Genomic DNA, 26,048 nt, shown 5'->3' with positions numbered 1-26,048 from the left:
TTGCGTGTCGATGTCGCTCCACCTGCACCGCGCACCGCGCACCGACCAGCTCGCCGAGGCCCTCGGGGAGCTGCTCGCGGTGCCGCCGGCCGACCCGTTCGCGACCGACGTCGTCGTCGTGCCGGCCAAGGGCGTGGAGCGGTGGCTCAGCCAGCGGCTCTCCCACCGGCTCGGGGCGGCGCCGGGCGGCCATGACGGGGTCTGCGCCGGGGTGGAGTTCCGCTCGCCGTGGTCCCTGTTCGCCGAGGTGGCCGGGACCGGCGACGAGGACCCGTGGTCGCCCGACTCGCTGGTGTGGCCTCTGCTCTCCGCGATCGACGACTCGCTCGGCGAGCCGTGGGCCGCCACGCTCGCGCGCCACGTGGGGCACGGGCTCGAAGGGGAGGAGGGCGACCTGCGTCGCGGGCGGCGCTTCTCGGTCGCGCGGCGGCTGGCACGGCTCTTCGCGTCGTACGCCGTGCAGCGACCCGGCCTGATCGCCGACTGGGCCGCCGGGGAGGACACCGACGGCTGCGGGCGACCGGTGCCCGCGGACCTGGCGTGGCAGCCGCAGCTGTGGCGACGCCTGGCCGCGCGTGTCGAGGCAGCCGCGCCCCACCAGCGCCAGACGGAGACGCTCGCGAGGCTGCAGGCGGTGCCCGGCGAGTTCGAGCTCCCCGAGCGGCTCTCGCTCTTCGGCCACACGCGCCTCCCGCAGACGGAGGTCGAACTGCTGGGCGCGTTGGGAGAGCACCGCGAGGTCCATGTGTGGTTGCCGCATCCGTCGGCTGCGCTGTGGGAGGCGTTGCGACCACTCGCGGCGACGGGCTCCGTCGCTCGGGCCGACGACCGTTCCCACGACGTCGTCGGTCACCCCCTGCTGTCCACCCTCGGCCGCGACGTGCGCGAGCTGCAGCGCACCTTGGCTCGCGTGGCGCCCGCGACCGATGAGCACCACCCGCTCTCGGGGCCCGGACGTGACACCCCGCGAACGGGCTCGGCCGGTGAGCGGCACGGCGACCTGCTCCGCTGGTTGCAGGCGGACCTGCAGGCGAACGCACTCGGCCCGGCCGCCGATCGGCCGCTGCGGAGAGGGGACCGGAGCGTCCAGGTGCACGCCTGCCATGGGCCGGCGCGGCAGGTCGAGGTGCTGCGCGAGGTGCTGCTCGGCCTCCTCGCTGACGATCCGGCCCTCGAGCCGCGAGACGTCCTCGTGATGTGCCCCGACATCGAGACCTATGCCCCGCTCATCGCGGCGGGCTTCGGCCTTGCCGAGGTCGTCGGCGAGGAGGGCCACCCCGCGCATCAGCTGCGGGTCCGGCTCGCCGACCGCGCCCTGGACAGCACGAACCCGCTGCTCTCGGTCGCCGCCCGGCTGCTCGACCTGGCTGGCGGGCGTGCCGGCGTGGGCGACGTCCTCGACCTCGCGCACAGCGAGCCGGTGCGACGCCGCTTCGGCTTCCGCGACGACGACCTCGACCAGCTGACCGACTGGGCACGCGAGGCGGGCATCCGGTGGGCGTTCGACGCCGAGCACCGCGCCGACTTCGGGCTGGCCGGATATGTGGCCAACACCTGGGAGTTCGGGCTCGATCGCCTGCTGTCCGGGGTGGCGATGTCGGACGACGCAGGCGCCTGGCTGGACCGCACCCTCCCCTTGGACGACGTCGGCAGCGGGGAGATCGAGCTCGTCGGGCGGTTGACCGAGTTCGTCCACCGGCTGCGCGACGTCACCGACCGGCTCGTGGGGGCGCGGCCGCTCGAGGAATGGCTGGACGCTCTCGAGGACGGCGTCGGCGCGCTCACGAGCGTGCCGGCCACGGAGGCGTGGCAGGCGGGGCAGGTGGCTCGCGAGCTCGGGCGGGTCCGGCAGGCCGCAGCAGGGGCGGGCGCAGAGCCGGTGGTGGGAACAGGCGCAGGTGGCGCGGTGCTCCGTCTCCCGGACGTTCGTGCGATGCTCGCGGACCGGCTGGCGGGGCGCCCGACGCGCGCCAACTTCCGGACCGGCACGCTCACCGTCTGCACGATGGTCCCCATGCGGTCGGTCCCGCACCGGGTCGTCGCGCTGCTCGGCCTCGACGACGGCGTCTTCCCCCGCGTGGGCACGGTCGACGGCGACGACCTGCTGGCCCGCACGCCGCTCACCGGCGAGCGCGACCCCCGCACGGAGGACCGTCAGCTCCTCCTCGACGCCATCATGGCGACCACGGAGACGCTGGTGGTCACCTACACGGGGGCCAACGAGTTCTCCGGCCAGCCCCGGCCACCCGCCGTGCCTCTCGGCGAGCTGCTCGACACGCTCGACCTGACCGCCTCCACCGAGGACGGCCGGCCCGTCTCGGAGGCGGTGACCGTGCGCCATCCGCTCCAGCCGTTCGACCGGCGCAACCTCGTGGCCGGGGAGCTGACGCCCGGCGAGCCGTTCAGCTTCGACCGGGCCGCGCTCGCCGGCGCCCGGGCGGCGCTCAGCGAGCGGCGCCCCGTCCCCCCGCTGCTGGAGGGCCCACTGCCGGCGCCGGCGGCCGCCGACGTCTCGCTCGAGGAGCTGGTGGACTTCTTCAAGAGCCCGGTGCGGGGCTTCTTCCGCCAGCGACTCGACCTGGCGCTGCCCCGCGACGAGGAGCCGCTCGACGACGGGTTGCCCGTCGAGATCGACAGCCTCGCGCAGTGGTCGGTCGGCGACCGCGTGCTCCACGACCTCCTGCGGGGGGAGCCCGTGGAGAAGGCCCGTCAGCAGGAGTGGCGACGGGCTCAGCTGCCGCCGGGGCAGCTGGGCTGGCGGCTGCTCGCCGGGATCAGCGGCAAGGCCGAGCCGATCGCCCGTGAGGCGCTCGCCCTGCGCACGCGACCGGCCACGTCCGTCGACGTGGACGTCGACCTCGGTGGGGGTCGCCGGCTGAGAGGCACCGTCGCCGAGGTGTACGGCGACCGCCTCGTGCCCGTCTCCTACAGCCGCCTGGGCGCCACGCACCGCCTGCAGTCCTGGATCCGGCTGCTGGCGCTCGCGGCCTCCGACGACGACCGTGCGTGGACCGCGCACACGCTGGGCCGGCCGACCAACAGCAGGGCGCGGACGCCGTACTCGCTCTCCCAGCTCGGGCCCCTCGACCACACGGCCCTCGCCGTCCTGGGCGACCTCGTCGCGCTCCGCGACCGCGGCCTGACCGAGCCGCTGCCGCTGCCCCTGAAGGCCTCCTTCGGCTACGCGCGCCAACGACGCACACAGGCGACGGCCGATGCCGCCCTGCAGAAGGCCGGCTGGGACTGGGAGGACGGCCGGTTCCCCGGCGAGCAGTCCGACCCCGAGCAGGTGCGCGCGTGGGGGCCGGGCGCCGGCCTTCCCGGGCTCGACGGGCCGCCCTTCGACGGGGAGGACTATCCGGGCGAGAGCACTCGCTTCGGTGCGCTCGCGCTCCGTCTGTGGAGCCCGCTCCTCATCGCCGAGCAGGGGAGCTTCTGATGAGCGCTCCAGCCGTCACGAGCACGGAGGCCTTCGACGTCTGCGGTGCCCTGCCCGTCGGCACCACTCTGCTCGAGGCGAGCGCCGGCACCGGCAAGACGTTCACCGTCGGTGCGCTCGTGACCCGCTACATCGCCGAGGGCGTCGCGGAGCTCGACCAGATGCTGGTGATCACGTTCGGACGCGCCGCGAGCCAGGAGCTGCGCGAGCGGGTGCGGGCTCAGCTCGTCGAGGCCCAGCGAGCCCTGGCCGACCCCGAGTCGGCCGACCGTGCCAACACCCTCATCGACTTCCTCCTGCGCGAGGAGGCCGACCGGCCCCTGATGCATCGTCGCCTCACCGACGCGCTCGCCGCCTTCGACGCCGCGACCATCGCCACCACGCACCAGTTCTGCCAGATCGTGCTGCGGTCGCTCGGGGTCGCCGGCGACACCGACGCGGGCGCGACGTTGGTGGAGTCGGTCGACGAGCTGGTGGTCGAGGTCGTCGACGACCTCTACCTGGCGACCTACGGCGGCGAGCGGACCCCACCGCCGTTCGACCGTGACACGGCGCTGGCGCTGGCCCGCACGGCCATCGACGATCCCCAGGCCGCGATCGCACAGGCCGATCCGGACGACCCCCGCGGCACCGCGCGCGTCGCGTTCGCCTGCGCGGTGCGCACCGAGGTCGACCGGCGCAAGCGACGACTCGGCATCCTCTCCTACGACGACCTGCTCAGCCGTCTGGCCACGGCCCTCGAGGACGAGCATGCCCCTGCCCGCAGCCGGATGCGCCAGCGCTGGCGGATCGTGCTGGTCGACGAGTTCCAGGACACCGATCCGGTGCAGTGGGACGTCCTCGACCGGGCGTTCTCCGGTCACGCGACGATGGTCCTGATCGGCGACCCGAAGCAGGCCATCTACGGCTTCCGCGGCGGCGACGTCGTCACCTACCTCGAGGCCGCTCGCACCGCGGCGACGCAGGCCACGCTGGCGACCAACTGGCGAAGCGACGACGAGCTCGTGCGCCGCCTCCAGGTCGTGCTCGACGGCGCTGCCCTGGGGGACCCGGGCATCGTCGTGCGTGAGGTCACCGCGCACCACCGCGGCGCCCGGCTGATCGGTGCTCCGCATCCGTCGCCCTTCCGGCTGCGGCAGGTCAGACGCGAGCGTTTCCGGCTGACCAGGGCCGGCCTGATCTCCGCCCGCGACGCCCGCGCCTTCATCGCCGATGACTGCGCGGCCGACATCGCGACGCTGCTCGCCTCGGGCGCGACCTGGTGTGAGGAGTCGGTGCGCGCCGGTCAGGTCGCGGTCATCGTCGCGACCCGTGCCGAGGGCCAGCTCGTCCAAGGCTCCCTTGCCGCTCGCGGCATCCCCGCCGTGATGGCGGGTGGCGGAGACGTCTTCCAGACGCCGGCCGGCGACGCCTGGCTCACGCTCCTCGAGGCCCTCGAGTCGCCCCACCGGTCCGGCCTGGTGCGGGCTGCGGCCCTGACCTGCTTCCTCGGCCGCACGGCCGCCGAGCTCGACGAAGGTGGCGAAGAGCTGACCGCACGGATCGCCGACACGCTGCGCGGCTGGGCCCTGCTCCTGCGCAGCCGCGGGGTCGCCGCGCTGGTCGAGGCGGCGGAGGAGCGCGGGCTCACCAGTCGTGTGCTCGGCGAGCAGGACGGCGAGCGGCTGCTGACCGACGTCCGGCACCTGGGCCAGCTGCTGCACGAGGTCGCCCTTCGCGAGCGGCTGGGTCTGACGGCGCTGCTCGGCTGGTTCCGCGACGAGCGGCGCCGCACCGCCGCCACGGAGCGGCCCAGGCGGCTGGACTCCGACGCGGCGGCTGTCCAGGTCGTCACTGTCCATGGCAGCAAGGGCCTGGAGTATCCGATCACCTACCTGCCCTTCGCCTACCAGTACTTCCCCTTTCCCAGCGAGGTTGCCCGGTTCCACGACGACACCTGCGGACGGCCGCGGCGCACACTCGACGTGACCGGCAGCGGCGGCCGCTGGCCCGACCACCTCGCCCGGCATCAGGCCGAGGAGCTGGGGGAGGAGATGCGCGAGCTGTATGTCGCCCTCACCCGCGCCCAGTCGCAGGTCGTCGCCTGGTGGGCTCCGACCACGAACACGCCGACAGGTCCGCTGCATCGGCTGATCTTCGGGCGTCGCCCCGGCGATCCGGTGGTCCCCGACCTGATGGACGTGCGCGACGACGAGTACGTCGCCCGCGTGCTCGACCTCGTCGCCGAGGTCGGTGGACCCACGCACGAGATCGCCGAGGTCGCGCCCGCGGTGCCAGCGCCCGACTCCGACGCCGTCGGGGCGTTGTCGGCGCGGTCGTTCGACCGCTCCGTCGACACTGCCTGGCGTCGCACGTCGTATTCCGGCCTCATCCGCATCGAGGACGCCGCTCCCGCGTCCCACGTCGCCTCCGAGCCGGAGGTGGGTGCGAAGGAGGACGACGACGATGGTCTCGATACGCCTTCGCCCAGCGGCTCCGGCTACTCGACCAGCGAGGCTCCCGATAGTCGAGTAGCGAGCCCCAGCGATCCCGGAGGTCGAGTAGCGAGCGCCAGCGAGCGTATCGAGACCCGTATCGAGACCCCCCTCGAGACGCTCCTCTCCCCGATGGCCGGCCTCCCGGCGGGCGCGACGTTCGGCTCTCTCGTGCACGCGGTGCTGGAGCATGCCGATCCCGACGCTCCGGACCTGCGCGAGGAGCTCCTCGCCCACGTCACCGAGCAGCTCCGATGGTGGCCGGTGGCCGCCAGCCCCGCCGAGCTCGCGGACGGCCTGATGCCGCTCAATCACACCTCCCTCGGGCCCCTCGCCGACGGTCTGACGCTGGCCCAGATCCCGCTGCGCGACCGGTTGCGCGAGCTGGAGTTCGAGTTCCCGTTGGCGGGTGGCGACGCGCGCGGGGCGCGGCCCGAGGTCCTCCTGCGTGAGGTGGCGGTCCTCCTGCGCGAGCACCTGGGCGACGACGACCCGATTCGTCCCTACGCCGACCGACTCGAAGGCCCTGCGCTCGGCGACCAGGTCCTCCGCGGCTACCTGTCCGGCTCGGTCGACGCGATGCTGAGGCTCCCGAGTGGCCGCTTCGTCGTAGTCGACTACAAGACCAACCTCCTCGGCGAGCAGACGGCTGCCGACTACACACCGGCCCGGCTGGCCGAGGCGATGCTGCACTCGCACTATCCGCTGCAGGCGCTGCTCTACTCGGTCGTGGTGCATCGGTTCCTGCGCTGGCGCCTGCCGGGCTACGACGCGGCCACGCATCTGGGCGGCGTGCTCTACCTCTACGTCCGCGGCATGCTCGGGCCGGACACCCCTGTCGTCGACGGCCAGCCGACGGGCGTCTTCTCGTGGCATCCACCGGCGTCGCTGGTCATCGCCCTCTCCGACCTTCTGGACGGAGCGTGTCACCGATGATCGAGCGATGGGAGAGCGACGACCCGCGCGATGCGCGGCTCGCTCTCAATGCGACGGGTCTGTTGCGCGAGTTCAACCAGGCCGGCGTGCTCACCGCGGCCGACGTCCATGTCGCCACCCGCACGGCGGAGCTCGTCGGCGAGCCGTCGGAGGCCGTGCGTCTCGCCGTTGGGCTGGCCGTGCGGGCGGCGCGCCTCGGCTCGGTCTGTGTTGACCTGGAGGCGGTCGCGGCCGAGGACGACACGCTGCCATGGCCGGAAGCCCGGGTCTGGCTCGACCAGGTCGCCGCCAGCCCGCTGACGCGGAGCTCGGTCATCCAGGTGGACGGCGGACTGCTCTACCTCGACCGCTACCACCGCGAGGAGGGCCAGGTCCGCGACGACCTCCTCGTCCGCCTCGCCGCACCACCTCCGCGAGTGGACGAGCTGACGTTGACCGAGAGTGCTCAACGCCTCTTCCCAGGGGCCGGGTTCGCCGAGCAGCGTGCCGCCGCCCTCGCGGCCGCGCGGCAGTGGACGACGGTGCTGACCGGCGGACCGGGCACCGGCAAGACGACCACGGTCGCCGGCCTCCTGGCCCTGGTCGGCGAGCAGGCGCAGGTGCAGGGACGGGTGCTGCGCGTCGCCCTCACCGCCCCCACGGGCAAGGCCGCCGCACGGCTCCAGGAGGCCGTCGAGGAGGCCGCGCTCCGAGGCGGGGACACCGAGCGGTTCACCGACGTCGACCGGGCGCGGGTCGAGCGGCTGCAGGCCAGCACCCTGCACCGGCTGCTCGGGTGGCGTCCGGGCTCGTCGACCCGCTTCAAGCACCACCGCGGCAACAAGCTGCCGCATGATGTGATCGTCGTCGACGAGACCTCGATGGTCTCCCTCACGATGATGGCGCGGCTGATCGAGGCGGTCCGGCCCGACGCGCGGCTGGTGCTGGTCGGCGACCCCGACCAGCTGGCCTCGGTGGAGGCCGGCGCCCTGCTCTCCGACCTCGTCGTCGGACTCACCCAGCGGGCGCCGTCGACGGTCGCCGCCTTGCGGACGACCCACCGTTTCGGCGAGGCCATCGGAAGCCTGGCCGCGGCGGTGCGCGACGGCGACGGCGTCCGGGCTGTCGAGCTGCTCACGTCGGGCGAGCCGGCCCTGGAGCTGGTCGACCCCGACGACGCCGTCGCCATGCAGCGCCTGCGCGACGACCTGACGCGGCACGCCCTCGACCTGCGCGAGGCAGCGCTGGCCGCCGACCCGGCCAGGGCGGTCGCCACCGCCGACCGGCATCGCCTGCTGTGCGCTCACCGGGAGGGGCCGTGGGGTGCGGCGTACTGGAACCGCGAGGTCGAGCGCTGGCTCAGCGAGGCCGTCGACCTGCCGGTCGGCGCGGCGCGAGGGCACGAGTGGTATGCCGGCCGCCCGATCCTCGTCACCGCCAACGACTACGGCCTGGGCCTGTTCAACGGTGACACCGGCGTCGTCGTCGAGTCCGACAGCGGGCTGGTCGCGGTCATCGCCGGCGCCGGCTTGGCGACGTACGCGCCCTCGAGGCTCGGCGACATCGAGACCCTGCATGCGATGACCGTCCACAAGAGCCAGGGCAGCCAGGCGCAGGCAGTGAGCGTGCTGCTGCCGGGCGAGGACTCGCCGTTGCTCACGCGGGAGCTGTTCTACACGGCCGTCACCCGTGCCCAGGACCGGGTGCGGGTCGTCGGCACGCCCGAGTCGGTGCGCGCGGCCGTGAGCCGACGCGCTCTGCGCGCGACCGGCCTGCAGCGGCGACTGGTCGACGGCGCCCGGGTTGATTCTCCGTCGTGATCGCTCTTGTGGGGCTGGCCGCTGGCGGAGCATGGTGGGACGTGGACCGACGTCATGAGGAGGACACGCCGATGCACGCGAACGTAGGTGACCACCTGAGGATCGAAGGGCACGTGGTCGGTGAGGGTCGTCGCGAGGGCGAGGTGATGGAGGTGCGTGGCGCCGACGGCACCCCGCCGTACGTCGTGCGCTGGTCCGACGGCCACGAGGGCCTCGTCTATCCCGGCCCTGACGCCCACGTCATCCCACCGGAGGACTGACCGGGCACTGGCCCTGACTGACCCGGACTGACCGGGACTGGCCGGGACCGGCCGTGGACCGACCCGTCCGGCGTTTCACGCCGGACGTGTCGACGAAGTGCCGCGGACATCAAGGCCCGCTACTGTCATCGCGTGCCTTACCTACTCCGCGTGGAGCTGCCCGACGTCCCCGGTTCGCTCGGCCGCCTGGCCAGCGCCATCGGTGAGGCCGGCGGCGACATCGAGGCGATCGAGATCGTCGAGAAGAGCCACAACGGCTTCGCGGTCGACGACGTGCTCCTCGAGACGGCACCCGGCTCCATGCCCGACTCGATCGTCTCGGCCTGCAACGCCCTCGACGGGGTCCAGGTGATCTGGATCAGCCGGTATGCGGCCGGCGGGAACCTCTTCCTCGACCTCGAGGCGGTCGAAGACCTCACCGAGACCCCCGACGAAGCGCTCACGCGGCTGGTCGACGTGCTGCCGCACACCTTTCGCGCCGATTGGGCGGCGCGCATCCACCGCGTCAACGGCCTGATCGCAGCGACCGAGTCCGCGCCGGCCGACCTGCCGTTCGTCGAGATCGAGCACGCGTGCCGCCTCGACGTCGAGGGGGACCCGGACGACGAGAGCCTGTATGCCGGCGCACGCATCGACGGCAACGAGATCGTCGTCATGGGGCGCCGCGGCGGCCCGGAGTTCCTCGACTCCGAGCTCGCTCGCCTCGGTCACCTGGTGTCCCTCGCGACCTCCATCGCCCGCCCCTGACCCGGCAGAGAGCGGTCAGTCCATGGGCTCCAGGACGAAGAGCGGGATGGTCCGACCGGCGGCCTCGGCGCGAGGCTTGTAGTCGGCGTACGGCTCGTAGGCGGCCACCGCGCGGTCCCACCACTCGTCGTACTCCGCGCCCTCGATGAGCCTCGCCTTGTAGAGCGCGGGCTCGGGCCCGTCCTGCAGCTGGACGACGGAGTTGGCGAGGAAGTTGTGGTACCAGACCGGGTGCTGCGGTGCGCCGCCCTTCGAGGCGACCGCGAGGTAGGCACCCTCGTGCTCGACCCGCATGACCGGGTTCTTGCGGAGCTTGCCCGACTTCGCGCCCACGGAGGTGATGACCACGATGGGCCAGTCCTCCCGGTCGCGGAGATACCAGCCCTCCTTGCCTCCGGTCGACTCATAGAGCTCGACCTGGTCGCGGACCCACTGCTGCGTGCTCGGCTCGTACTCGCCTTCGAGGAGATCAGTCATGACCTCCAGAAGACCACGCGAGTCTTTGCTATTCCAGGGCGGCTAGGTTGAGCGTCCATGAGCGCCATCGACGGAGTGTCCGAGATCTTCGACCCAGCCGACTGGGACGCAGTCCCCGGCTTCGAGGACCTGACCGACCTGACATACCACCGAGCGAAGGCGCACGGCACCGTTCGCATCGCCTTCGACCGGCCCGACGTGCTCAACGCCTTCCGCCCGCACACCGTCGACGAGCTGCTCCGCACCCTCGAGCACGCCCGCACCTCCGCCGACGTCGGCTGCGTCCTCCTCACCGGCAACGGGCCGAGCGCCAAGAACGGCAAGTGGGCGTTCTGCACCGGCGGGGACCAGCGGATCCGCGGTCGTGCCGGGTACCAGTACGAGACCGCGGGCCACGACGATGCCGGCACCGCCCCGAACCCCATCGACAAGGCCAAGCTCGCGCGGCTGCACATCCTGGAGTGCCAGAGGCTGATCCGATTCATGCCGAAGGTCGTCATCTGCGTCGTGCCGGGCTGGGCCGCCGGCGGCGGGCACAGCCTGCACGCGGTCTGCGATCTCACGCTCGCGAGCCGCGAGCACGCGCGCTTCAAGCAGACCGACGCCGACGTGGGCTCCTTCGACGGCGGCTACGGCTCCGCCTACCTCGCGCGTCAGGTCGGCCAGAAGTTCGCCCGCGAGATCTTCTTCCTCGCCGAGGAGTACGACGCGGAGGCGATGCACCAGATGGGCGCGGTCAACCGCGTCGTCGACCACGCGCAGCTCGAGAAAGTCGCTCTCGACTGGGGCCGGAAGATCAACGGGAAGAGTCCGACCGCCCAGCGGATGCTGAAGTACTCCTTCAACCTGCTCGACGACGGGCTCGTCGGGCAGCAGCTGTTCGCCGGTGAGACGACGCGGCTGGCGTACATGACCGACGAGGCACAGGAGGGCCGCGACCAGTTCCTGGAGAAGCGGGAGCCTGACTGGTCGCCGTACCCCTGGTACTACTGAATCGGGCTGTTTGCGCAGGTCAGACGCCTGTTCACCCTCGATGCGTGTCAGATGCGTGTCACGAGAGACGATCGAGGTGGAACCGCCAGGGCTGTCGCTACTTCCTCGGCAAGGCTGTCGGCTGCACGTAGACTGCTGGCATGTCGCTGAGCGCATCGGAGTTCTACGAGGCGGGGCTCGCCCTGCCTCCGTCGGTGCGCAAGGACGTCGCCCTCCGGCTTCTGGAGTCACTCGAGGTCGTCGATCCTGAGACAGACGATCCGGCGTGGGCCGACGAGATCTCGACTCGGGTGGACGACATCCTCAGCGGCAAGGTCGAGACGATCCCAGGGGATCAGGTGTTCGCGGAGTTGGCGGAGCGGCGAGCCGAACGCCGCGCATGACCCTCGCCTTCGACTTCCATCCGGAAGCCCGTGCCGAGTTTGTTGCGGCTGTCGACTGGTACGACGAGCAAGGGGTCGGCCTGGGTGAGAAGTTCGAGGTTGCCGTGCGGGCGGGGATCGATGCAGCGGTCGACTCGCCGGCGTCGTGGGCGGTCTGGCCAGGTTGGGAGCGCGAGCCGGTCGTGCGCTCCAAGGGTGTCAGCGACTTCCCGTACCGGGTCGTCTACTTTCTCCGCGATGGTCGCCTGGTGATCGTGGCGGTGGCTCACGTGAAGCGTCGGCCCGGCTACTGGCGTGACCGCGTGGCATCGCCCTGAGGTGTCAGTCCCGTGGCCAACACTGCGGCGGCCATCTCGGAAGCTGCTGCCCGAGTCTTGTCTTCGGCCGTCGGCCACAGGTGGGCGTAGGTGCTCAGAGTCGTGGTGGCAGAGGCGTGGCCCATGGCACGTTGGACGGTGACCACGTCGCATCCGGCCGCGATCAGTCCGCTGGCAAAGTAGTGCCGCATGTCGTGAAGCTTGTGCGCGACCCCGGCGTCTGTCCGAGTCGAACGCCACCGGTAGTCAACGAGGTTGTCGTGCCACGGCTTGCCGCGTTCGTCGAAGAGCCACCGGTCTGGCCCACCCGTTGGAGTGTGCTGGCGGACGTGCTCGGAGAGGATCGCGACGAGCTCGTCGGGTAGGTAGACGGTTCGCTCGGACTCGTACTTCGGCGGCCGAACGACCACCGTGATACCGCCGGCAGCCGTGACGAGATTCTTGCCGGCCTCGACGTCGGCGTGCTTGGCACGCTGCAGCTGTCGGGTGACGCGCAACGTTCGGGCCAGGAAGTCGATGTCGCCGACCTGCACACCGAGCGCCTCACCTCGGCGCAGCCCGGCGAAGGCACACAAGGCGACGAACGCCGTGAAACCGGGTCGTGACGTCGGCCGGTTTGCGGGCTCGGCGGCGTTCAGGAGGTTCGCCATGTCGGCCGTGGTGGGGATCCGCATCGCCGCCTCGAACCTTCGCTTGCGCGGCAGCACGACGCCCATCGTCGGATCGGTGGGGATGAGCCGGTCGGCGACCGCCGCACGGAACACGCCTCGCACGATCGTGAAGCGGGTGTCGATCGTCGTCGCTGCGAGGTTGACCGCCATGTGCTTGACCCACGCTTCGACGTGCGAGCGCCGAATCGCACGGAGCGGCAGGTCGCGGAACGTTGCCCGAGAGGTGGCCAGGTCGGCGTTCTCGCGCGTAGACGACAGCCATAGCTGGCGTGGCGACCAGTCGGCGTAGAAGGCGGCGAACGTGATCTTGCCGGCCGAAGGATCGATCCAGTCTCCCCGGACGACTTTCGACTCCTCAAGGGCGACCCACCGCTTGGCATCGACCTGCCTCTTGAACGACTTCGTGTGCCGGGCGCCTGCTTCATCGCGGTACGAGGCCCGCCATGATTGTCGTTCCTTCCACACTGTGCCCATGACTGTCATCCCTTCCGAGAGGTCTTCATCATGCGCTCGTGTTGGGTCAATGCTCGAGCGAATCAGCCGTGCTGTGGACGGTTGGTCTGCTCGGTGAGCCAGAGGATGAGATCGGCCCTCCAGTAACGGACGTGGCGTCCGATCTTGAAACTGCGCGGGCCACAATCAAGGTGGCGCCAGTAGCGCAAGGTGCCTTCGGGGACGCGGAGGAACGCGCAGGCCTCCTGCAGGGTGAGCATCTCGTCCTCCGTGGTGCGATCAGGCCCCGGGTGGGGATTGTGGTCGGCGTTGGATCTGATGGGCTGGACGGTCATGAGCGTGGCTCCTGTGAGTGGGTGCTGATGGTGGCTAGCCGTGCCGCCTGTCGGAGGAGAGATCTGGTAGCCAGGTTCGCCTTCTTGCTCCTATTGGTGCGGGCATGCGGTGCACTGCTGATTCCGATCGGGGGTGCGAGATCGTCGTCTGCTTCCCGAAGGAAGGCGGCCACGGTCTGGTGCCCACGCGAAGGATGCGCGGATGTGTGGGCGCCGTTTGCCTCTCATCGCGATGTTGCAGTTGTGAAGGAGGCGGGTGCCGGCTGAGGGTGGATCGTCTCCGATCGCGGCCCTCGGCCGGCGAGAGGGGCGGCGCGGTGTCCTCAAGCGGCGGAGTGACGCGGGTCGTGGACGCGCCGGTTGTGGGAGATGAGTGCGCCTGTCAGTCCGCGAAGACGGACCAGCAGATCGCGTTGCGTCGGGCTTGGTCCTCGAGGACGAGTTCCCGAATCGGCTCGTCAAGGAGCCCGCGTTGCCAGTCACGCTCGGCTCGACCCGCGGCGGGGTCGCCTGGGCTCGCTGCGCGCACGGCTTTGATGGCGTAGGCTGCGGCGCCGAGGTCGTGCTCGGCCACGTGGCCGACGCAGGCGGCCTGACCGGCGGAGAACGCGGCATAGCGGGCGGCCCCGCGCAACGCACGAGCCGCACCCATCGCGTGTCCACCGCAAGCCCGAGCAGCCGTCATCTTCATATCGCCGCGGGCCCATCTCCGTGCCGCCTCGATGGCGTCGCGTGGCCGAGCCTCCGATGCGTTCTCGTCCTCAAAGAAGTGCAGTACGTGTTCTGCGCACATGGCAGCCCAAAGGGCAAGGCGCCGATGATCCGCATCAGTGAGCGACCCACCCCGGCGGATGGTGACCAGGCGCGGGTCACGGACCTTCGGCAGGATCATGTGACCAGCCTGCCAGTCGATCCGCGTCGCAGAGCTCCGGCAGGCCCCTCGCCCATCGGGCCGAATCGGCGGTGTGCCGCGCTCGAGTGGGGGCGACCGAGTCTCTGACGGACTCAGCCGACCGGAGGTGGACGTTTAGCGATTGGCGAGTTGCTGCGAGAGGCGGCTGAGGTCTTTGCGCATGGCCCGTTTCATGGCTCTGGCCATCATGGGCGCGGCCACCGTGGAGAATCCTTTCGGCGCGCCGTGGTTTCGCAGCTTCATGACGGTCCCACCAGCGACTTCCTCCCAGGTGTAGGTCGTCTCCATCGGGAACGGCCCGTCTGCCGTGCGCATCACCAGTCGCTGTCCCGGCACCAGATCCACGACCTCGTAGGTGTAGGACAGCCGACGCCCGAGGAACGCGGCCTCGAAGTCCATCTGCGACCCGATGGCGAGTGGTGGTGCGGTCCGCCAGCGCACGGTCTGGATGTTGGCGTACCACTCGGGAGCGTTTGTCGGGTTGCCCGCATAGGAAGCGACATCCTCCCGAGGAAAGGGGATCAGCGCCTCGACCACGACATCGACGTCCACGTCCCGAGTATGCGCTGCGGCACAGTCGCGGTGCAGGGAGGCGGGGTGTCCTGCTGAACGCCTGCCCGTGATCCTCGCGCCCGCACGCGGCGTAGGGACGCGGGGTTAGATCGGGGTTAGATCGCGCCGACTGCTGGCAGGAAGACGCAGCGCCCAGGCTCCCACGGTGGGATGCGACACCAATGCGCGCCTGGTCGCCGGTCACTTCCGCATCCGAGCTCGCAACTCCCGCAGATCCTATCTCTTAGCTTAGGACAACCCCGGCAGCACTGCCGATATGAGTGATCAGGTCACCGACTGCAGCGAATCCTCACTCTGAGATGGGTGTCGCCGAGGCACGGTGGTTGCATCGCAGTGAGCACCTCGGCGGCTAGCGTGCCTTCATGGCAGAAGTAGTCATTCGTGTCCGGTTCACAAGCGGCGATCACACCGACGTCAAGTATGAAGATCCAGATGTGACCGAAGAGGACCAGGTCCTCGAACACGTCATCTCGACGCTGGCATCAGACCCCGGCGTCCTTCGTTGCCAGCACGGTGGTCGGCTGCTCGTGCTGTTCGCGCGAGGCGTTGCCTCGATCGAACTCGCGCCACGCGGCGCAATCCTCTAACCCGGCCCTGTGCATCAGCGACGCAGTCAGCGGCGGCGGAGCGACGCGGATGAACCGCGCCAACCCGGCGGAGTGCAGCGCGCGTCGCCGTCGGCTTGGGTGCTGCTCTCGGCGCGCCGGTTTACCGAGACTCTTTGCGAGTCGGGCCCCGACGGCGCTAGCCACGTCGCACGATTCAAGTGCGTCTTCTGCGGGCGTTGCGGGACTAGCGTCGTGGTCCGCCTGGGCATCACCGGCCCTGCATTGCTTGGAGTGCTCCTGAGCCGCTCGCGCCGACGTGTCGCGCGACTCAGTTGCGGCGGACGCCTACGGCAACGCCAGGAGTGTTCGCCAGCGACTTGGTGACGGGGTCGGTCGAGCTGATTGAGTCGGACGGGGTCGCACCTCTCATGGCAGCGCCGCTCTGGTGAAGGAGACTGTCGCGGACTGCGGCGGGATCGGGGGCGTGGGTCGATGTGCGCCCATCGTCGGCCGTGTCTCCTCGAGACCGGGCTGCCGCGGCGACGGGATCCATTGCTCGATGTGCGCGACGGCCGCCGCTGCGCCGCTGGCCGCCAGGGCCGTCAGCGCCGTAGACGCCCGCAGGGTGTCGAGCATGGGCTCGGGGAGGGAGATGGTGCGACTGTGGACGATGTCGCTGATGGAGATCCATGTGCTGATGTCGTGATCGTCGGAACCGAGGACGTGACCGAGGCCGGGCCCGCGAGCTGAGAGCTGCTCGATGTCCTCGCGCAGGCGGGCCGCCAGTTTTCGGGCGGAACCGGTCAGGACCGTGCCGTCGATCAGCGGAACCTTGGCTGCTTCGGCGACGTCGACGGAGGCGTGTATGGCCGCGGCGAACGGGCTCATCGCCGCGCCGAGGTCAACTCGGGTGGCGATGGTGGCAATGGGGGCGAGTTGGTCGGCGGTGTGGGTGAGCTCGTGGCATGCCGCACGCAGTTCGGCAGCGGCTTCGGCGAGTTCGGGGGTCAGGCGCACCGAGAAGTCGGTCAGGTCAAACCAGCGGCGGGCCAGGTCGGTCCAGGCTTCTCCGCTCCGGGTGATCGCGGCGCCTGCTCGGGCGGGGTCGTAGGCGGGGTCGAGTGCTCCGCTCGTGGCGGCTGCTTGGAGGAGGGCGACGCTGGCGCCGGCGAGCATGCCTTGGGTTCGGGCGATGAGGACCATGTCAACTGCTCGGGGCTGCTCGACCATGGTCCGGTGGACTTGGATGTCCCAACGGCCCAGGGCCTCGTGCAGCCGGGGCAGGCCGATCGCGGGTGGGTGATGCTCGTGGGTGAGTGCGGTGGCGTACCTGTTGTCGTCGAGACCGCCAGCGAGAATGTGCTCGGCCACCGCCAGTCGTTCGAGCCAGCGTACGGCGGGTCCGACGTCGTATCGACCGCGGCCGCCAGCGGGTTTGGGTGCTCGTTGACCGGGCGTGATGACGCGTGCACGTCCGTCGTCGCGGAGGGCGAGGCGGACGCCGTGGGTGGCGAGGTAGGCGGTGTGTAGCGTCCGGACGCGCGCTGCTTCGAGGTCGAGTCCGACGTCGGAGGCTTCTGGGGTCAGCCGTGTCGCGAGCCGGGCGACCAGGTCGGTGGCGCGGTCGAGGGTGGAAGCGAGTTCCTGCAGTCGGTGATCGAGCGGGCCGGGCCCGGGCCAGCGGGTTCCGTCGAGGTCGCTGGAGAGGCTTTGTCCGATGACCTCAAGGCGCTGGACGACCACGTCGCCGCGCAGGTACTTGCGCACTGTGGTCACGCTGACGCCGACCGCATCGGCGGGCTGCTGGTTTGGGACGCCTCGGGCGAGCAGGGCTCGGGCGCCTTCGAGCTTGGCGGGGATCGTGACGACGCCGGTGAGGATCCAGAAGTCCCGCTCGGCGGCGAGGTGTCCGGGGAGGTCGGCGTCGGTGGCCACGATCGGGTCGCGGCCGGTGGCTTGGAACAGTCTCGCGAGCGCGATCGCCTGCTCCTCGGTGAGCGCGGTGCCTAGCGGTGCGAGGCCGACGTAGCGCCCGAGGTGAGAACCGCTGGTCGGGCCGGCGGTGGCGAGGGTGACGGCGAGGGCGTCCATCGGGCCCTCGACCACGACCGGGATCGCACCGTGCTCGAGGAGGTCGTCGATGGTGCCGAAGAGCTGGTCGCCCTTGTGGAACAGTGGAGTGTCGGGGGTGAGGTACTTCGGGCCAGCGTTCTTGTCGCGGTCGGACAGGCTCGGGTGGCGGCGCCCCCCGAAGCCGAGAATCTCCAGCTCACCACCCTGACCTGCACCCTGGCCTTCACCGTGGCCCGCGCTGCCGGGAGCTGTGATGGGAAAGACGACGCGGTCACGGAACCGGTCGATGAGCCGCCCGTTGGCGGTCATGCTGGCGACCCCCGTGATGATCATCTCGGCGTCGGTGACGCCCTGGCGGCGCAGATGGTTGACCAGGTTCGTCCAGCCGGCCGGGGCCTGCCCGGGATGGAAGTGCCTGCCAATGCTGTGCTCGGCGAGGTCGATGCCGAACCGGTCGGCCAGGTAGTGGCGTCCCCAGGAATCGGGCGTGAACTGCTGCTCAAAGTAGCCCAGGGTGAGGCGATTAATCTCCAGCATCCGCTGCCGGGTGAGCGAACAGTCGCGCCAGGCATCAGCGCGTGCGAACTGACGCCTCAGGTCGGCATCGGTGCACAGCTGCTCCTCACTGATGACCCGGTAGTCACGGACCAACTTGGCGAACATCAACGCCCGATCAACCTCGAACTCGTTCTCGATCTCCTCATCCGACTCGTTCTCGAGGTCGTCGTCGACGTTGTTCGCGCGAACGTCGGCGTCGGGCTTGGCAGCAGGACCGGTTACCTGACCTTCGACGGGAACCCAGCCCTCCTCGGGCGTGGATGCGGCGTCGATGTCGGGATCGAAGACCGGCTCGTAGCCGTCGTAGAGGTCCGCGGGTGGGGCGATGTCGTCTGCGCTGTTTGCCTCGCCGTAGGCGGAGGTTTCGGGGTCGTGTGTGGGGAGATCGTGGAGTGCGATCGAGGCATGCCAGATCAGGGCCTGGCAGTCATCGACGTCGTCAGGCAGCGAGCTGGTCTGGATGCTGCGGCCCAGGATGGTGGTCAGGGGCCAGCCGCGTTGCAGGCCGTGGTCGACCACCGAGGCGAGGGCGGGCCACCAGCTGCTGGCTTGGAGCCGGCCGGCGCGTTCGGCACCGATCAGGTCGACCAACTGCCCGGTCCAGGCGGTGATGGTGACGGTGTCGTGGTCGTCGAGTCGGGCGGCGACGGCGGGGGAGACGTGCCGGGAGATGCGCCACCACAGCGCCGCGGCGGCGTGGACGTCGGGCAGTGGTCCGGCCGCCCGCGCGGTCTCGAGGAGACGGCGGGCGTCGATCCCGGCACGCGTCATGGCGGCCAGCCGTTCGGCCAACAGCGGCGTGAAGTCGTCCCCAGCCACGCCCGGGGCGACACCCTCGCGGTCGCCCTCGCGGTCGCCCTCGCGAGCGCCATCGGTAGGGCTCGTGCAGAGGCTGGCGAGCAGGTGACGCCATTCCTGGAGCGCGGGCGTGCGGTTGCCGGTGAGGTGGCGGTTGAGTCGGCGTTGCCAGGTGCCGGCTGCCTTCTGCGGCTGGGCGGGTCCGGTGGGTCGCCGGTCGTCGGGGTCGACCTGCATGGCGGCCCGCCAGACTTCGATGTCGCCGACGGTGGAGGCATTGATGCGAGTGCCGTTGGCCGCCCACACCGGCGTGTGGCTGCCGTTCCCGGCCGCTTGGGTCGCGCGGTCGTGAACTTGTCCGGCGAGGCCGGTGATCAGGTCAGCACGGGCGGTGAGGTAGGGACCCCAGTCGGAGTGGGCGGTGATCGCGGCCGGGGCGGCGTGCAGCCAGGGCAGTGGCCCGGGTCCGTTGCTGCGTAGCCCGGAGGAGTCCAGTCGCCAGTCCAGCACGGCGGCCCGGTCGTCGGCGGTGGCCAGCTCCCGCTCGTGTGCGGCGGCTGCGAACAGGGCGCTCGGGTCGCCGCCGGCGGCGCCGAGCAGGATCAAGTGCGCCCGGAGGCCATGCCAGGCCGGCTCGTCGGTCACGCCGGGAAGGAGCTGCTCGGCAGCCTCCTCCAGCCGCGCAACAACGCCCGGGCGGGTCTGTTCGAGGACCTGCTCCGCGGCGACATGGAGGGCGTCGGTGTAGCGCTGGGTGGCCTGGCCCAGCAAGGTCGCGACGTCGGCTTCCTCCCGGGCCAAGGTGGTCGCGGACTTGGGTGAGGTGTCGCGAGACAAGATCGACTCCAGCACCTCCGTCGGGGTGCGGGGGTGGACGAGGTCGGGGCGGATGACGCTGTGCGGGTCCCCGTCGCCGACGACGCCGAGATAGACGCGGTTGGCTTGACGGCCGCGGGTCAGCATCGTGTACAGCTGCTGGCGTGCTTCCTCGCCGGTGGCCAGCGCGTGGGTGGTGTCGGCGGTGACACCTTGGGCGGTGTGCACGGTGCAGGCGTAGCCAAGCTCGGTGGACTCGGCGACGTAGGCGGCGGGGAGCCGGATCCGCCGGCCATTCTTGGTGTGTTGGACGGTGAGGTCACCGCCGTCGTGGACTGCGGTGATCTGCCACCGGTCGCCGTTCTTGACCCAGTCGGTGGCCGAGATCCGTAGCCGGCGGTCGTTGCTGCGGGTCAGGATCAGGTCCCCAATCGAGGCCTCGTTGCCGTCTGCGAGGCGCCGTACCCGCCCGACCTGGTCGGCTTGGACTTCGCGGAGGCGGTGACTGCGGGCGCGGTGGTTGAGGTCGGCGACCAGGTCGCGGGTCGGGGCGAGCATGAGAGCGTCAAGGCCGGCCTCGCGGTCGATACGCCAGGAGGTGAAGACTGCGTCGGTCATCGTGGCCAGGTCGCCGACCTGCACCCGCTGGTTGTCGAGGTAGAACCCGAGCGCCTCCGTGCGGCCCTCGCGCAGCGCCAGGGAGGCCGCGCCTTCGGCGGCGTCGGTGAACCGCATCAGCTCGCTCAGCTGGAGCGCGCCGTGAGTGGCGCGGATGTCGCGCAGGACTCCACCGGCGCCGATCGCGGCCAACTGCTGGTCATCACCGATGAGCCGGACGTTGCCGCCGCGGGCGAGGATGTAGGAGACGGCGGTGTCGAGGGAGACGGTGTCGGCCATCCCGGCTTCGTCGATGACCACCAGCGTGTCGGGCCCGATCTGCTCGACCCACGCCGGCATTGAAGACACCGAACTTGGGGCCCGCTGCTCCTGCGGGCCGATCGCCCACACCAGCTTCGCGAGCGTGTCGGTGTGCCCGCGCGCCGCTCTGTTGCTGTCCGGGTCGCCATGCGCGGAGTGGGTGTGCGTGCTGGTGTTCGGGGTGATCTGCTTGTGCAGCTCGGCTGCTGCCGCGGCCGAGGGGGCCAGGCCGATGACGGTGCCGCCGGCCCGGGTCCAGGCCTGGGCGAGCACGTTCATGGCGGTGGTCTTGCCGGACCCGGCGGGGGCGATCGCTAGCTGCAGCCGCGCCCCGCAGGTGGCCATCTCGCGGACGAGGGTGGCTTGGCCGGGGTTGAGGGTGACCCCGTTCGCGGTCGACTCCAGCAGTGCGAGGTCGACGGTTGCGGTGGGCACGGTGAACCCATTGCGGCGGCCCGCGGCGGCCACCAGCCGTTGCTCTGCCTCCAGGACGCGCGTGGAGGTGAACAGCTCGGAGCCGGCGACGGTGTAGACCGAGGACCCGTCGATCCGGCGCAGCACCGCCGGCTCCACGATGCCCTCCGGGCGGCCCTGCGGGCTCTGCGCGGGTCTGTTCGGATCGCTCAGGGGCGTCCTGGCGAGACTGACCGAGCGGTTCTCCAGGACCTCGAGGGTGAGCAGCTGGGCCAGGTCATCGACCTTGTCCGGCCCGATGTCGGTGAGCCGGACCCGGCGTTGGGCTTCGGCGTAGACGTGCCAGTACTGCCAGGTCGCGCGGGCGCCCTCCATCGTGGCGGTGACCGCTGCAGCGGCCTCTCGCATCCAGGCCGCGTCCGCGCGCACGAGCGCATCCTCGGCACCGGGGGCGCCGGCAGACGCAGTGGCCGGGGCGGTGGGATTGATCGCCTTCGCGACCATCTCTCCGACCGCTCGCTCGCTGCCGAGGACATCGATGGCCTCGGCGCGCCAGGCAGTGCGCTGCTCGGCCAGGGTACGGGGTTCGTGTTTGGCTTCCCGGGTCTCCAGGGTGGCCTGCTGGTCGAGCTTGAGCATCTCCACCGGCGTGGCGGGCCGCCCATGGCTGGCTTGGAAGGCGGCGGCGAGGTCGGCGCGGCGGGCCTCCATCGACGTCCGACGCTTGGAGAACCGAGCCTTGAGGGCGGGGTCGACGCCGGCGATCTCGCGCAGCGGACGCTTGCGGGCATCCTCGCGGGGGCAGGTCTCGAACCGTACTCCCAGCCAGGCGGTGAGGTACTTCTCCAGGGCGGTGTTGTAGGTCTCCGAGGCGGCGATGGTGGCCTTGAACAAGATGCGGCCGTCGATCGCCAGCCACTTCCCGGACCCGTCAGGGGATAGGGTCTGGACCTTGTTCGCGACCGCGACATGGGTGTGCAGCTGCGGGTCCCCGGCACGGGAGTCGCGGTGGGTGAACGCGGTCGCGACCAGGCCGCGGACGTTCACCTGCCGCACCCCGCTGGTACCGGTGCGGGTGTACAAGGCGTGCTTCTCGACGAACGACAAGGCGTCGCTGATCGCAGCCTGATGGGCCCGTTCGATGGTCGCCGCGACATGGGGGTCGGCGACCGCCCACAGCGTGGAGACGCTCTTGACCGGGGAGAAGGTCAGGTCGAACCCGGCCACCGCGCTGGTCTTGGGTCGGGAGTGCTTGGCGATGGTGGCGGCCAGCTCCCTCGCGTCCGCGGGGTCGCGGCCGTGCTCGGCGCGGAAGAACTCGACCGCGACCTGGGTCCGGATCCGGGCCCGCTCGTCAGCGGGGATCGCCCAATCGGACGGCAGCCCAGCCGTCGCGTTGCTCTCGGCGAACCGGCGGGCGACTTCGATCCGGAACGCCGAGACATCGCGCGTATAGATCTTGAACGGGGCACCGAGCCGGGTCGCCGCCCGCACCTCGCCGACGCTCGGCGCCGGTACGCCGGGCCGGCCGATCCGCTTGTCGAGCTCGCGCAGACGCTGGGTGGCGAGCGGATGATGACCCGAGCCGAACAACGCCTGCATCTGCTCGGCGGTCACGACGTCACCGGCGTCGAGGCCGTCGATGCCGGCCATGCCCGACCCGAGCCAGAGTCCGGGGGTTTCGCCGCGCTCGGTGTAGTAGGAAGCGAGGCCGACGTGGCCCTTGTCGGTGGCATCCATCGCCGCGACCTGGCGGGTGAGATAGTCGTACCCACTGCCAGCGGTCAACTTGTGGATGCTCATCGTCACAGCAGCCAGACGGCGGCGAAGGCGCGCTCCGTGACCACGTCACGCGCCCCGACTTCTCGCTCAGCGCCTGGAATGCAAGAGGCGTGTTCGGCTTCAACGTTGGCATATCGGAGGAGGGAACGTTCCTCGCCTCGGGTCACTGGTCGTGGGCTTGCATGGCGAGCGCTCGGATGGCGAGGTCATGGCGAGGTTATGGCGTGGCTGCGCGGTGTGCTGGGTCGCTGGGGCTCGGCTGATGCGGGTGTCGGATGCGTTCGTCCCGAAGCGGTCACGAGCGCGGGCGGCAGTGTCGTCCGGAGAAGACGTTCCAGCGACCGAGGGGAATCAACCGATGGGCGAGAAGAGCAAGCAGGCGCTGCGCGCCGACGCGCGGCGGGCCGCGCGGGAAGGGCAGTCCCGGCGCCGTGTTGAGCAGCGGGCCAAGGACCTGCGGCTCGAGGACCTCGCGGTCACGGTCATCGCGGCACTCGCCGAGCGAGACCAAGTCGTCGGCGAGGCCGAGGATCGGGCGGGGGAAGCGCTGGTGCAGATGACTCAGGTCGAGGGTCTGAGTCTGCGGGAGGCGACGCAATGGTGCGAAGGGACGGTTGACCTGGCCGAGGCGACTCGGCTGCGGAAGATCGCACTACCGAAGCACAAGTAGTTGGTCGTGACGGCGAGGCCAGCGGCATCAGCAACGCGGACGGTGTCTGACTAGCCCGCCCGGCTCTGCCCAGCATTCGTGACGCGGGCATCGCAGCGACGAGACCCGGGAAAGCCGCGGCATGTCCGCTGGGCACGAGCGCCGGGCTCGCTGACTTCTGGAGGTCAGGCGGACATTCGACCGCTCCTTCGAAGGAGGCCCCGATGCCACGACCAGAGGAAGATCCAACAACCAAGCCGACGCTCAAGGTGAGCAACCCTGATGAGCTGATCGCCGCGATCCCGCACCTGATCGGCTATCAGATCGACGAGGCGCTCGTCGTTCTCGCATCCGCACAGCCCGGCGCACCGAACGCCTGCATCGGACTGCCGACCCGACCGGGGGAGCAGCTTCAGATGGAAGCAGCGATCCTGAACGCCTACCGCCGTCACCCGGGTGCTGAGGTGCTCCTCATCGCGTTCTCAGACGAGCGTGAGCGTGCCGAGGTCGCGAGCGCCGGCGTCGCCCGGGAACTGGGTGAGGCCGGACTCAAGATACGCGAGCGGCTGTGGGCTGGCGAGGACGTCTGGGTCCAGCTCGACACCGGTAACACCGGCCCCCGCAGCGCCCGCACCCAGTCGATCATCGACGCCCATGTCGTCCACGACGGCCACCGGATGCCGGCCGCCTCCCGGGTCAGCCTCAAGCAGTCCCTGCACGGCGACCCCGAATCCGTCCGCAGAGTCTTGCCCACCGTCATCGAGCACGCAGCGGCCAGCACACGCGCCGTCGAACGGCAGTGGTCATTGGCCCGGGCCGAGCGATTCGCCGACGACCGGCGCCCACTCTCGGATCCTGACGCCGCGCGCATGATGCTCGCGGCCGCGGAAGGCGGCCACCAGGCGGCACTGTCCTACCAGATCGGCCAGGACACGGCCGAGAGCCTGAGCTCCCTTTGGAACGACCTGACCCGCCGCGCGCCTGACGAACTCGTCGCCGGCCCAGCCGTGCTCGCCGCACTGGCAGGATGGATGCGCGGCAACGGCGCACTGGCTTGGTGCGCCCTGGACCGCATCCCCGCCGAGCAACGCGACAGCCCCCTCGCTCAGATCGTCTCCCTGGCCCAGGAATCGGCGCTCCCACCCCGCGTATGGGACGACTTCCGAGATGAAACGCTGGCAAAGGACCCTTCTCAGGTCATGAGCGGGTCACGCTCCGGACGTAGATCGCCGCCGGCTGATTCCTTCAGAAGTGAAACGCCGCCCGGGCAGACCCCGCCCAGATGACCAGCCCGAGCTCTGCCTCGTTCGCGCATCACCGGCCGACGACGACAACACCGAGCGTCGGCGCGGCCGACACCGACCCGATCCGGCAAACAACGGCGATCTGAGACCGCCGCATGTCCCAATGCCGGTCCCGGCTGCCGACATCGCTGGTCTCGCACGCGCGTCAACCGGACTGCCGATCCGTCGGCCACCGCGGCAGTCGGGTGTCTGACCGTGGCTGGCGAGCTCCGGTGCCATACGGCCGCCTGTGCCGAATACGCCTAGAAGCAAAGCGGCGCTCAGCGTAGATTGCTGCGCTGATCTGGGGAAAGGACCCCAGGGCATCACCGCCCTCATAGAGCGGCGCGCCGACCTTTGGTGATCCTCCTGCGTCTAGACGCTCCGGCTTTGCACCTGTCTGCTTGGCCGCCGTACTGCGATCGAGCAGTTGGAGCTGGCGTGCGGTTCATCTTGGTCTCCGCGTCGCCTGCTTTGAGTGTCTGCGGCCATTGGTTGCGGGCGTCGTCAGCGTGGCGACTGCCGCCTCGCGAGCACGCTCCCGAGCGCCTGGGCCGCCGCCCGCACCGCGGCCGTGTGGGAGTCCGGCCGGAAACGGCCCACCGGCCCGGTAACGCTGATCGCGGCGAGTGCGGTGCCGCCGTGCGGGTCGAGGACGGGTGCCGCGACGCAAAGCAGGCCAGGCGTCGACTCCTCGCGCTCGTAGGCGACGCCCTTCTCGAGCACGGCGTCGAGCTGGCGGCGGAGCAGTCCGGGCGCAACGATCGTGTGCGGCGTGCGCCGTTCCAACGGCGAGGTCAGCACCTCATTGCGCACCACAGGCTCCGCATGCGCGAGCAGCACCTTGCCGATGGCCGTGCAGTGCAGCGGCATCCTCCCCCCAATGCGCGAGGGGGTTCGCGCCTGCCGGTGACCGCCGATCTTCGCCACGTAGACGACCGCTTGGCCGTCAGTGACGCCAAGGTGGACAGTCTCGTGGGTGCGTTCGTAGAGGTCCTGGAGGAAGGGCATGGCGAGCTCGAGCAGGGTGCGCTCGGCCGATGCCCGCATGCCGAGCTCGAAGAGGCCGCCGGACAGCCGGTAGCCGCCCGCGACCTTGTCGAGCAGCTGGTAGCCGACGAGGTCGGCAGCGAGGCGGTGCGCGGAACCCTTCGGCAGTCCGGTGCGCCTGACCAACTCCGCGAGGGAGAGCACCTGATCCTCCGGCGTGAAGGACCGAAGGATTGCGACCGCCTTCCCGAGGACGGTGTTGAGGTCCATTGTCCGCTGAGAGAAGACGTCGCCGGGCACCTCTCCAGACTACCGGTCAGGTTCCAGTGAGTGGAACCTTTCCGTGGCGACCCACAGGACGGGCGGCGAGGCTTTCCCTATGACACCTACACCCACGCCCCCGCCTCCGACGGTGGACTCAGCGGCCGTCGTCGAGGCGGCGGCTCGTC

18 protein-coding genes are annotated in these 26,048 nt (G+C 70.6%); 11 read left to right on the top strand and 7 right to left on the bottom strand.

The window, feature by feature from the left end:
• The first annotated feature begins 10 nt into the window (after nucleotides 1–10).
• The 5 genes from recC to ACYQ1K_RS23330 all read left to right on the top strand — a co-directional run bounded on the left by recC (nucleotide 11) and on the right by ACYQ1K_RS23330 (nucleotide 9,655).
• Nucleotides 11–3,439: an exodeoxyribonuclease V subunit gamma gene (gene recC / locus ACYQ1K_RS23350; protein ID WP_459985747.1), complete on the top strand. Its 3,429-nt coding sequence runs from the start codon at nucleotides 11–13 to the stop codon at nucleotides 3,437–3,439.
• Nucleotides 3,439–6,849, top strand: coding sequence for a UvrD-helicase domain-containing protein (locus tag ACYQ1K_RS23345; protein WP_459985746.1), 3,411 nt, complete (start codon nucleotides 3,439–3,441; stop codon nucleotides 6,847–6,849). Before recC ends, ACYQ1K_RS23345 begins: the two co-directional genes overlap by 1 nt.
• On the top strand, nucleotides 6,846–8,648 hold the full coding sequence (recD, locus tag ACYQ1K_RS23340; protein ID WP_459985745.1) for an exodeoxyribonuclease V subunit alpha: 1,803 nt from the start codon (nucleotides 6,846–6,848) through the stop codon (nucleotides 8,646–8,648). The genes ACYQ1K_RS23345 and recD overlap by 4 nt, the downstream gene beginning before the upstream one ends.
• The gene (locus ACYQ1K_RS23335; RefSeq protein ID WP_459985744.1) at nucleotides 8,645–8,908 is read left to right on the top strand and encodes a DUF1918 domain-containing protein; all 264 of its coding nucleotides are present in this window, start codon (nucleotides 8,645–8,647) and stop codon (nucleotides 8,906–8,908) included. The genes recD and ACYQ1K_RS23335 overlap by 4 nt, the downstream gene beginning before the upstream one ends.
• A 132-nt stretch (nucleotides 8,909–9,040) precedes the next feature.
• Nucleotides 9,041–9,655, top strand: coding sequence for an ACT domain-containing protein (locus ACYQ1K_RS23330; protein WP_459985743.1), 615 nt, complete (start codon nucleotides 9,041–9,043; stop codon nucleotides 9,653–9,655).
• 15 nt (nucleotides 9,656–9,670) lie between these two features.
• Here the strand turns inward: ACYQ1K_RS23330 and ACYQ1K_RS23325 are convergent, their stop codons facing one another.
• On the bottom strand, nucleotides 9,671–10,132 hold the full coding sequence (locus ACYQ1K_RS23325; RefSeq protein ID WP_459985742.1) for a nitroreductase family deazaflavin-dependent oxidoreductase: 462 nt from the start codon (nucleotides 10,130–10,132) through the stop codon (nucleotides 9,671–9,673).
• Nucleotides 10,133–10,189: 57 nt separating this feature from the next.
• Between ACYQ1K_RS23325 and ACYQ1K_RS23320 the strand changes: the two genes are divergently transcribed.
• The 3 genes from ACYQ1K_RS23320 to ACYQ1K_RS23310 all read left to right on the top strand — a co-directional run bounded on the left by ACYQ1K_RS23320 (nucleotide 10,190) and on the right by ACYQ1K_RS23310 (nucleotide 11,825).
• Nucleotides 10,190–11,125 (top strand): 1,4-dihydroxy-2-naphthoyl-CoA synthase, encoded by a 936-nt coding sequence (locus ACYQ1K_RS23320; RefSeq protein WP_459985741.1) that lies wholly within the window; start codon nucleotides 10,190–10,192, stop codon nucleotides 11,123–11,125.
• A 140-nt stretch (nucleotides 11,126–11,265) separates the two neighbouring features.
• A complete protein-coding gene (locus ACYQ1K_RS23315) occupies nucleotides 11,266–11,508 on the top strand; it encodes an addiction module protein (protein WP_459985740.1) in 243 nt (80 codons plus the stop codon).
• Complete coding sequence (locus ACYQ1K_RS23310) at nucleotides 11,505–11,825, top strand: type II toxin-antitoxin system RelE/ParE family toxin (RefSeq protein ID WP_459985738.1); 321 nt, start codon at nucleotides 11,505–11,507, stop codon at nucleotides 11,823–11,825. Before ACYQ1K_RS23315 ends, ACYQ1K_RS23310 begins: the two co-directional genes overlap by 4 nt.
• On the opposite strand, the gene ACYQ1K_RS23305 is transcribed toward ACYQ1K_RS23310, so the two are convergent.
• The 4 genes from ACYQ1K_RS23305 to ACYQ1K_RS23290 form a co-directional block, all read right to left on the bottom strand.
• Complete coding sequence (locus ACYQ1K_RS23305) at nucleotides 11,795–12,970, bottom strand: tyrosine-type recombinase/integrase (RefSeq protein WP_459985737.1); 1,176 nt, start codon at nucleotides 12,968–12,970, stop codon at nucleotides 11,795–11,797. The two genes, ACYQ1K_RS23310 and ACYQ1K_RS23305, sit on opposite strands and share 31 nt — an antisense overlap.
• A gap of 62 nt (nucleotides 12,971–13,032) precedes the next feature.
• Entirely contained in the window at nucleotides 13,033–13,284 is a 252-nt protein-coding gene (locus ACYQ1K_RS23300) for a helix-turn-helix transcriptional regulator (RefSeq protein ID WP_459985736.1), read from the bottom strand.
• A 382-nt stretch (nucleotides 13,285–13,666) separates the two neighbouring features.
• Nucleotides 13,667–14,176 carry a putative immunity protein gene (locus ACYQ1K_RS23295; RefSeq protein ID WP_459985735.1) on the bottom strand — a complete coding sequence of 170 codons (510 nt, stop codon included), beginning with the start codon at nucleotides 14,174–14,176 and terminating at the stop codon, nucleotides 13,667–13,669.
• A gap of 135 nt (nucleotides 14,177–14,311) precedes the next feature.
• Nucleotides 14,312–14,749: an SRPBCC family protein gene (locus tag ACYQ1K_RS23290; RefSeq protein WP_459985734.1), complete on the bottom strand. Its 438-nt coding sequence runs from the start codon at nucleotides 14,747–14,749 to the stop codon at nucleotides 14,312–14,314.
• Nucleotides 14,750–15,132: 383 nt separating this feature from the next.
• Between ACYQ1K_RS23290 and ACYQ1K_RS23285 the strand changes: the two genes are divergently transcribed.
• Entirely contained in the window at nucleotides 15,133–15,357 is a 225-nt protein-coding gene (locus ACYQ1K_RS23285; protein ID WP_459985733.1) for a hypothetical protein, read from the top strand.
• A 387-nt stretch (nucleotides 15,358–15,744) separates the two neighbouring features.
• On the opposite strand, the gene mobF is transcribed toward ACYQ1K_RS23285, so the two are convergent.
• Complete coding sequence (gene mobF, locus ACYQ1K_RS23280; RefSeq protein ID WP_459985732.1) at nucleotides 15,745–22,698, bottom strand: MobF family relaxase; 6,954 nt, start codon at nucleotides 22,696–22,698, stop codon at nucleotides 15,745–15,747.
• Nucleotides 22,699–23,035: 337 nt separating this feature from the next.
• Between mobF and ACYQ1K_RS23275 the strand changes: the two genes are divergently transcribed.
• Nucleotides 23,036–23,347, top strand: a complete 312-nt coding sequence (locus ACYQ1K_RS23275) for a hypothetical protein (RefSeq protein WP_459985731.1) — start codon at nucleotides 23,036–23,038, stop codon at nucleotides 23,345–23,347.
• A 203-nt stretch (nucleotides 23,348–23,550) separates the two neighbouring features.
• Nucleotides 23,551–24,612, top strand: coding sequence for a DUF4192 domain-containing protein (locus tag ACYQ1K_RS23270; protein WP_459985730.1), 1,062 nt, complete (start codon nucleotides 23,551–23,553; stop codon nucleotides 24,610–24,612).
• Nucleotides 24,613–25,116: 504 nt separating this feature from the next.
• Here the strand turns inward: ACYQ1K_RS23270 and ACYQ1K_RS23265 are convergent.
• Nucleotides 25,117–25,899, bottom strand: coding sequence for an IclR family transcriptional regulator (locus ACYQ1K_RS23265; RefSeq protein ID WP_459985729.1), 783 nt, complete (start codon nucleotides 25,897–25,899; stop codon nucleotides 25,117–25,119).
• Nucleotides 25,900–26,048: the final 149 nt, after the last annotated feature.

It is taken from the genome of Nocardioides sp. AN3, assembly GCF_054653495.1.
Note: the sequence above shows the minus strand (reverse complement) of the source record. Positions and strands in the feature narration are given on the sequence as shown.

Coding starts and splice junctions, on each gene's coding strand:
- ACYQ1K_RS23295 (WP_459985735.1), bottom strand. CDS start 14,176: ATGATCCTGCCGAAGGTCCGTGACCCGCGCCTGGTCACCATCCGCCGG.
- recC (WP_459985747.1), top strand. CDS start 11: ATGTCGCTCCACCTGCACCGCGCACCGCGCACCGACCAGCTCGCCGAG.
- ACYQ1K_RS23315 (WP_459985740.1), top strand. CDS start 11,266: ATGTCGCTGAGCGCATCGGAGTTCTACGAGGCGGGGCTCGCCCTGCCT.
- ACYQ1K_RS23275 (WP_459985731.1), top strand. CDS start 23,036: ATGGGCGAGAAGAGCAAGCAGGCGCTGCGCGCCGACGCGCGGCGGGCC.
- ACYQ1K_RS23285 (WP_459985733.1), top strand. CDS start 15,133: ATGGCAGAAGTAGTCATTCGTGTCCGGTTCACAAGCGGCGATCACACC.
- ACYQ1K_RS23320 (WP_459985741.1), top strand. CDS start 10,190: ATGAGCGCCATCGACGGAGTGTCCGAGATCTTCGACCCAGCCGACTGG.
- ACYQ1K_RS23310 (WP_459985738.1), top strand. CDS start 11,505: ATGACCCTCGCCTTCGACTTCCATCCGGAAGCCCGTGCCGAGTTTGTT.
- ACYQ1K_RS23345 (WP_459985746.1), top strand. CDS start 3,439: ATGAGCGCTCCAGCCGTCACGAGCACGGAGGCCTTCGACGTCTGCGGT.
- ACYQ1K_RS23325 (WP_459985742.1), bottom strand. CDS start 10,132: ATGACTGATCTCCTCGAAGGCGAGTACGAGCCGAGCACGCAGCAGTGG.
- recD (WP_459985745.1), top strand. CDS start 6,846: ATGATCGAGCGATGGGAGAGCGACGACCCGCGCGATGCGCGGCTCGCT.
- ACYQ1K_RS23305 (WP_459985737.1), bottom strand. CDS start 12,970: ATGGGCACAGTGTGGAAGGAACGACAATCATGGCGGGCCTCGTACCGC.
- ACYQ1K_RS23270 (WP_459985730.1), top strand. CDS start 23,551: ATGCCACGACCAGAGGAAGATCCAACAACCAAGCCGACGCTCAAGGTG.
- ACYQ1K_RS23300 (WP_459985736.1), bottom strand. CDS start 13,284: ATGACCGTCCAGCCCATCAGATCCAACGCCGACCACAATCCCCACCCG.
- mobF (WP_459985732.1), bottom strand. CDS start 22,698: ATGAGCATCCACAAGTTGACCGCTGGCAGTGGGTACGACTATCTCACC.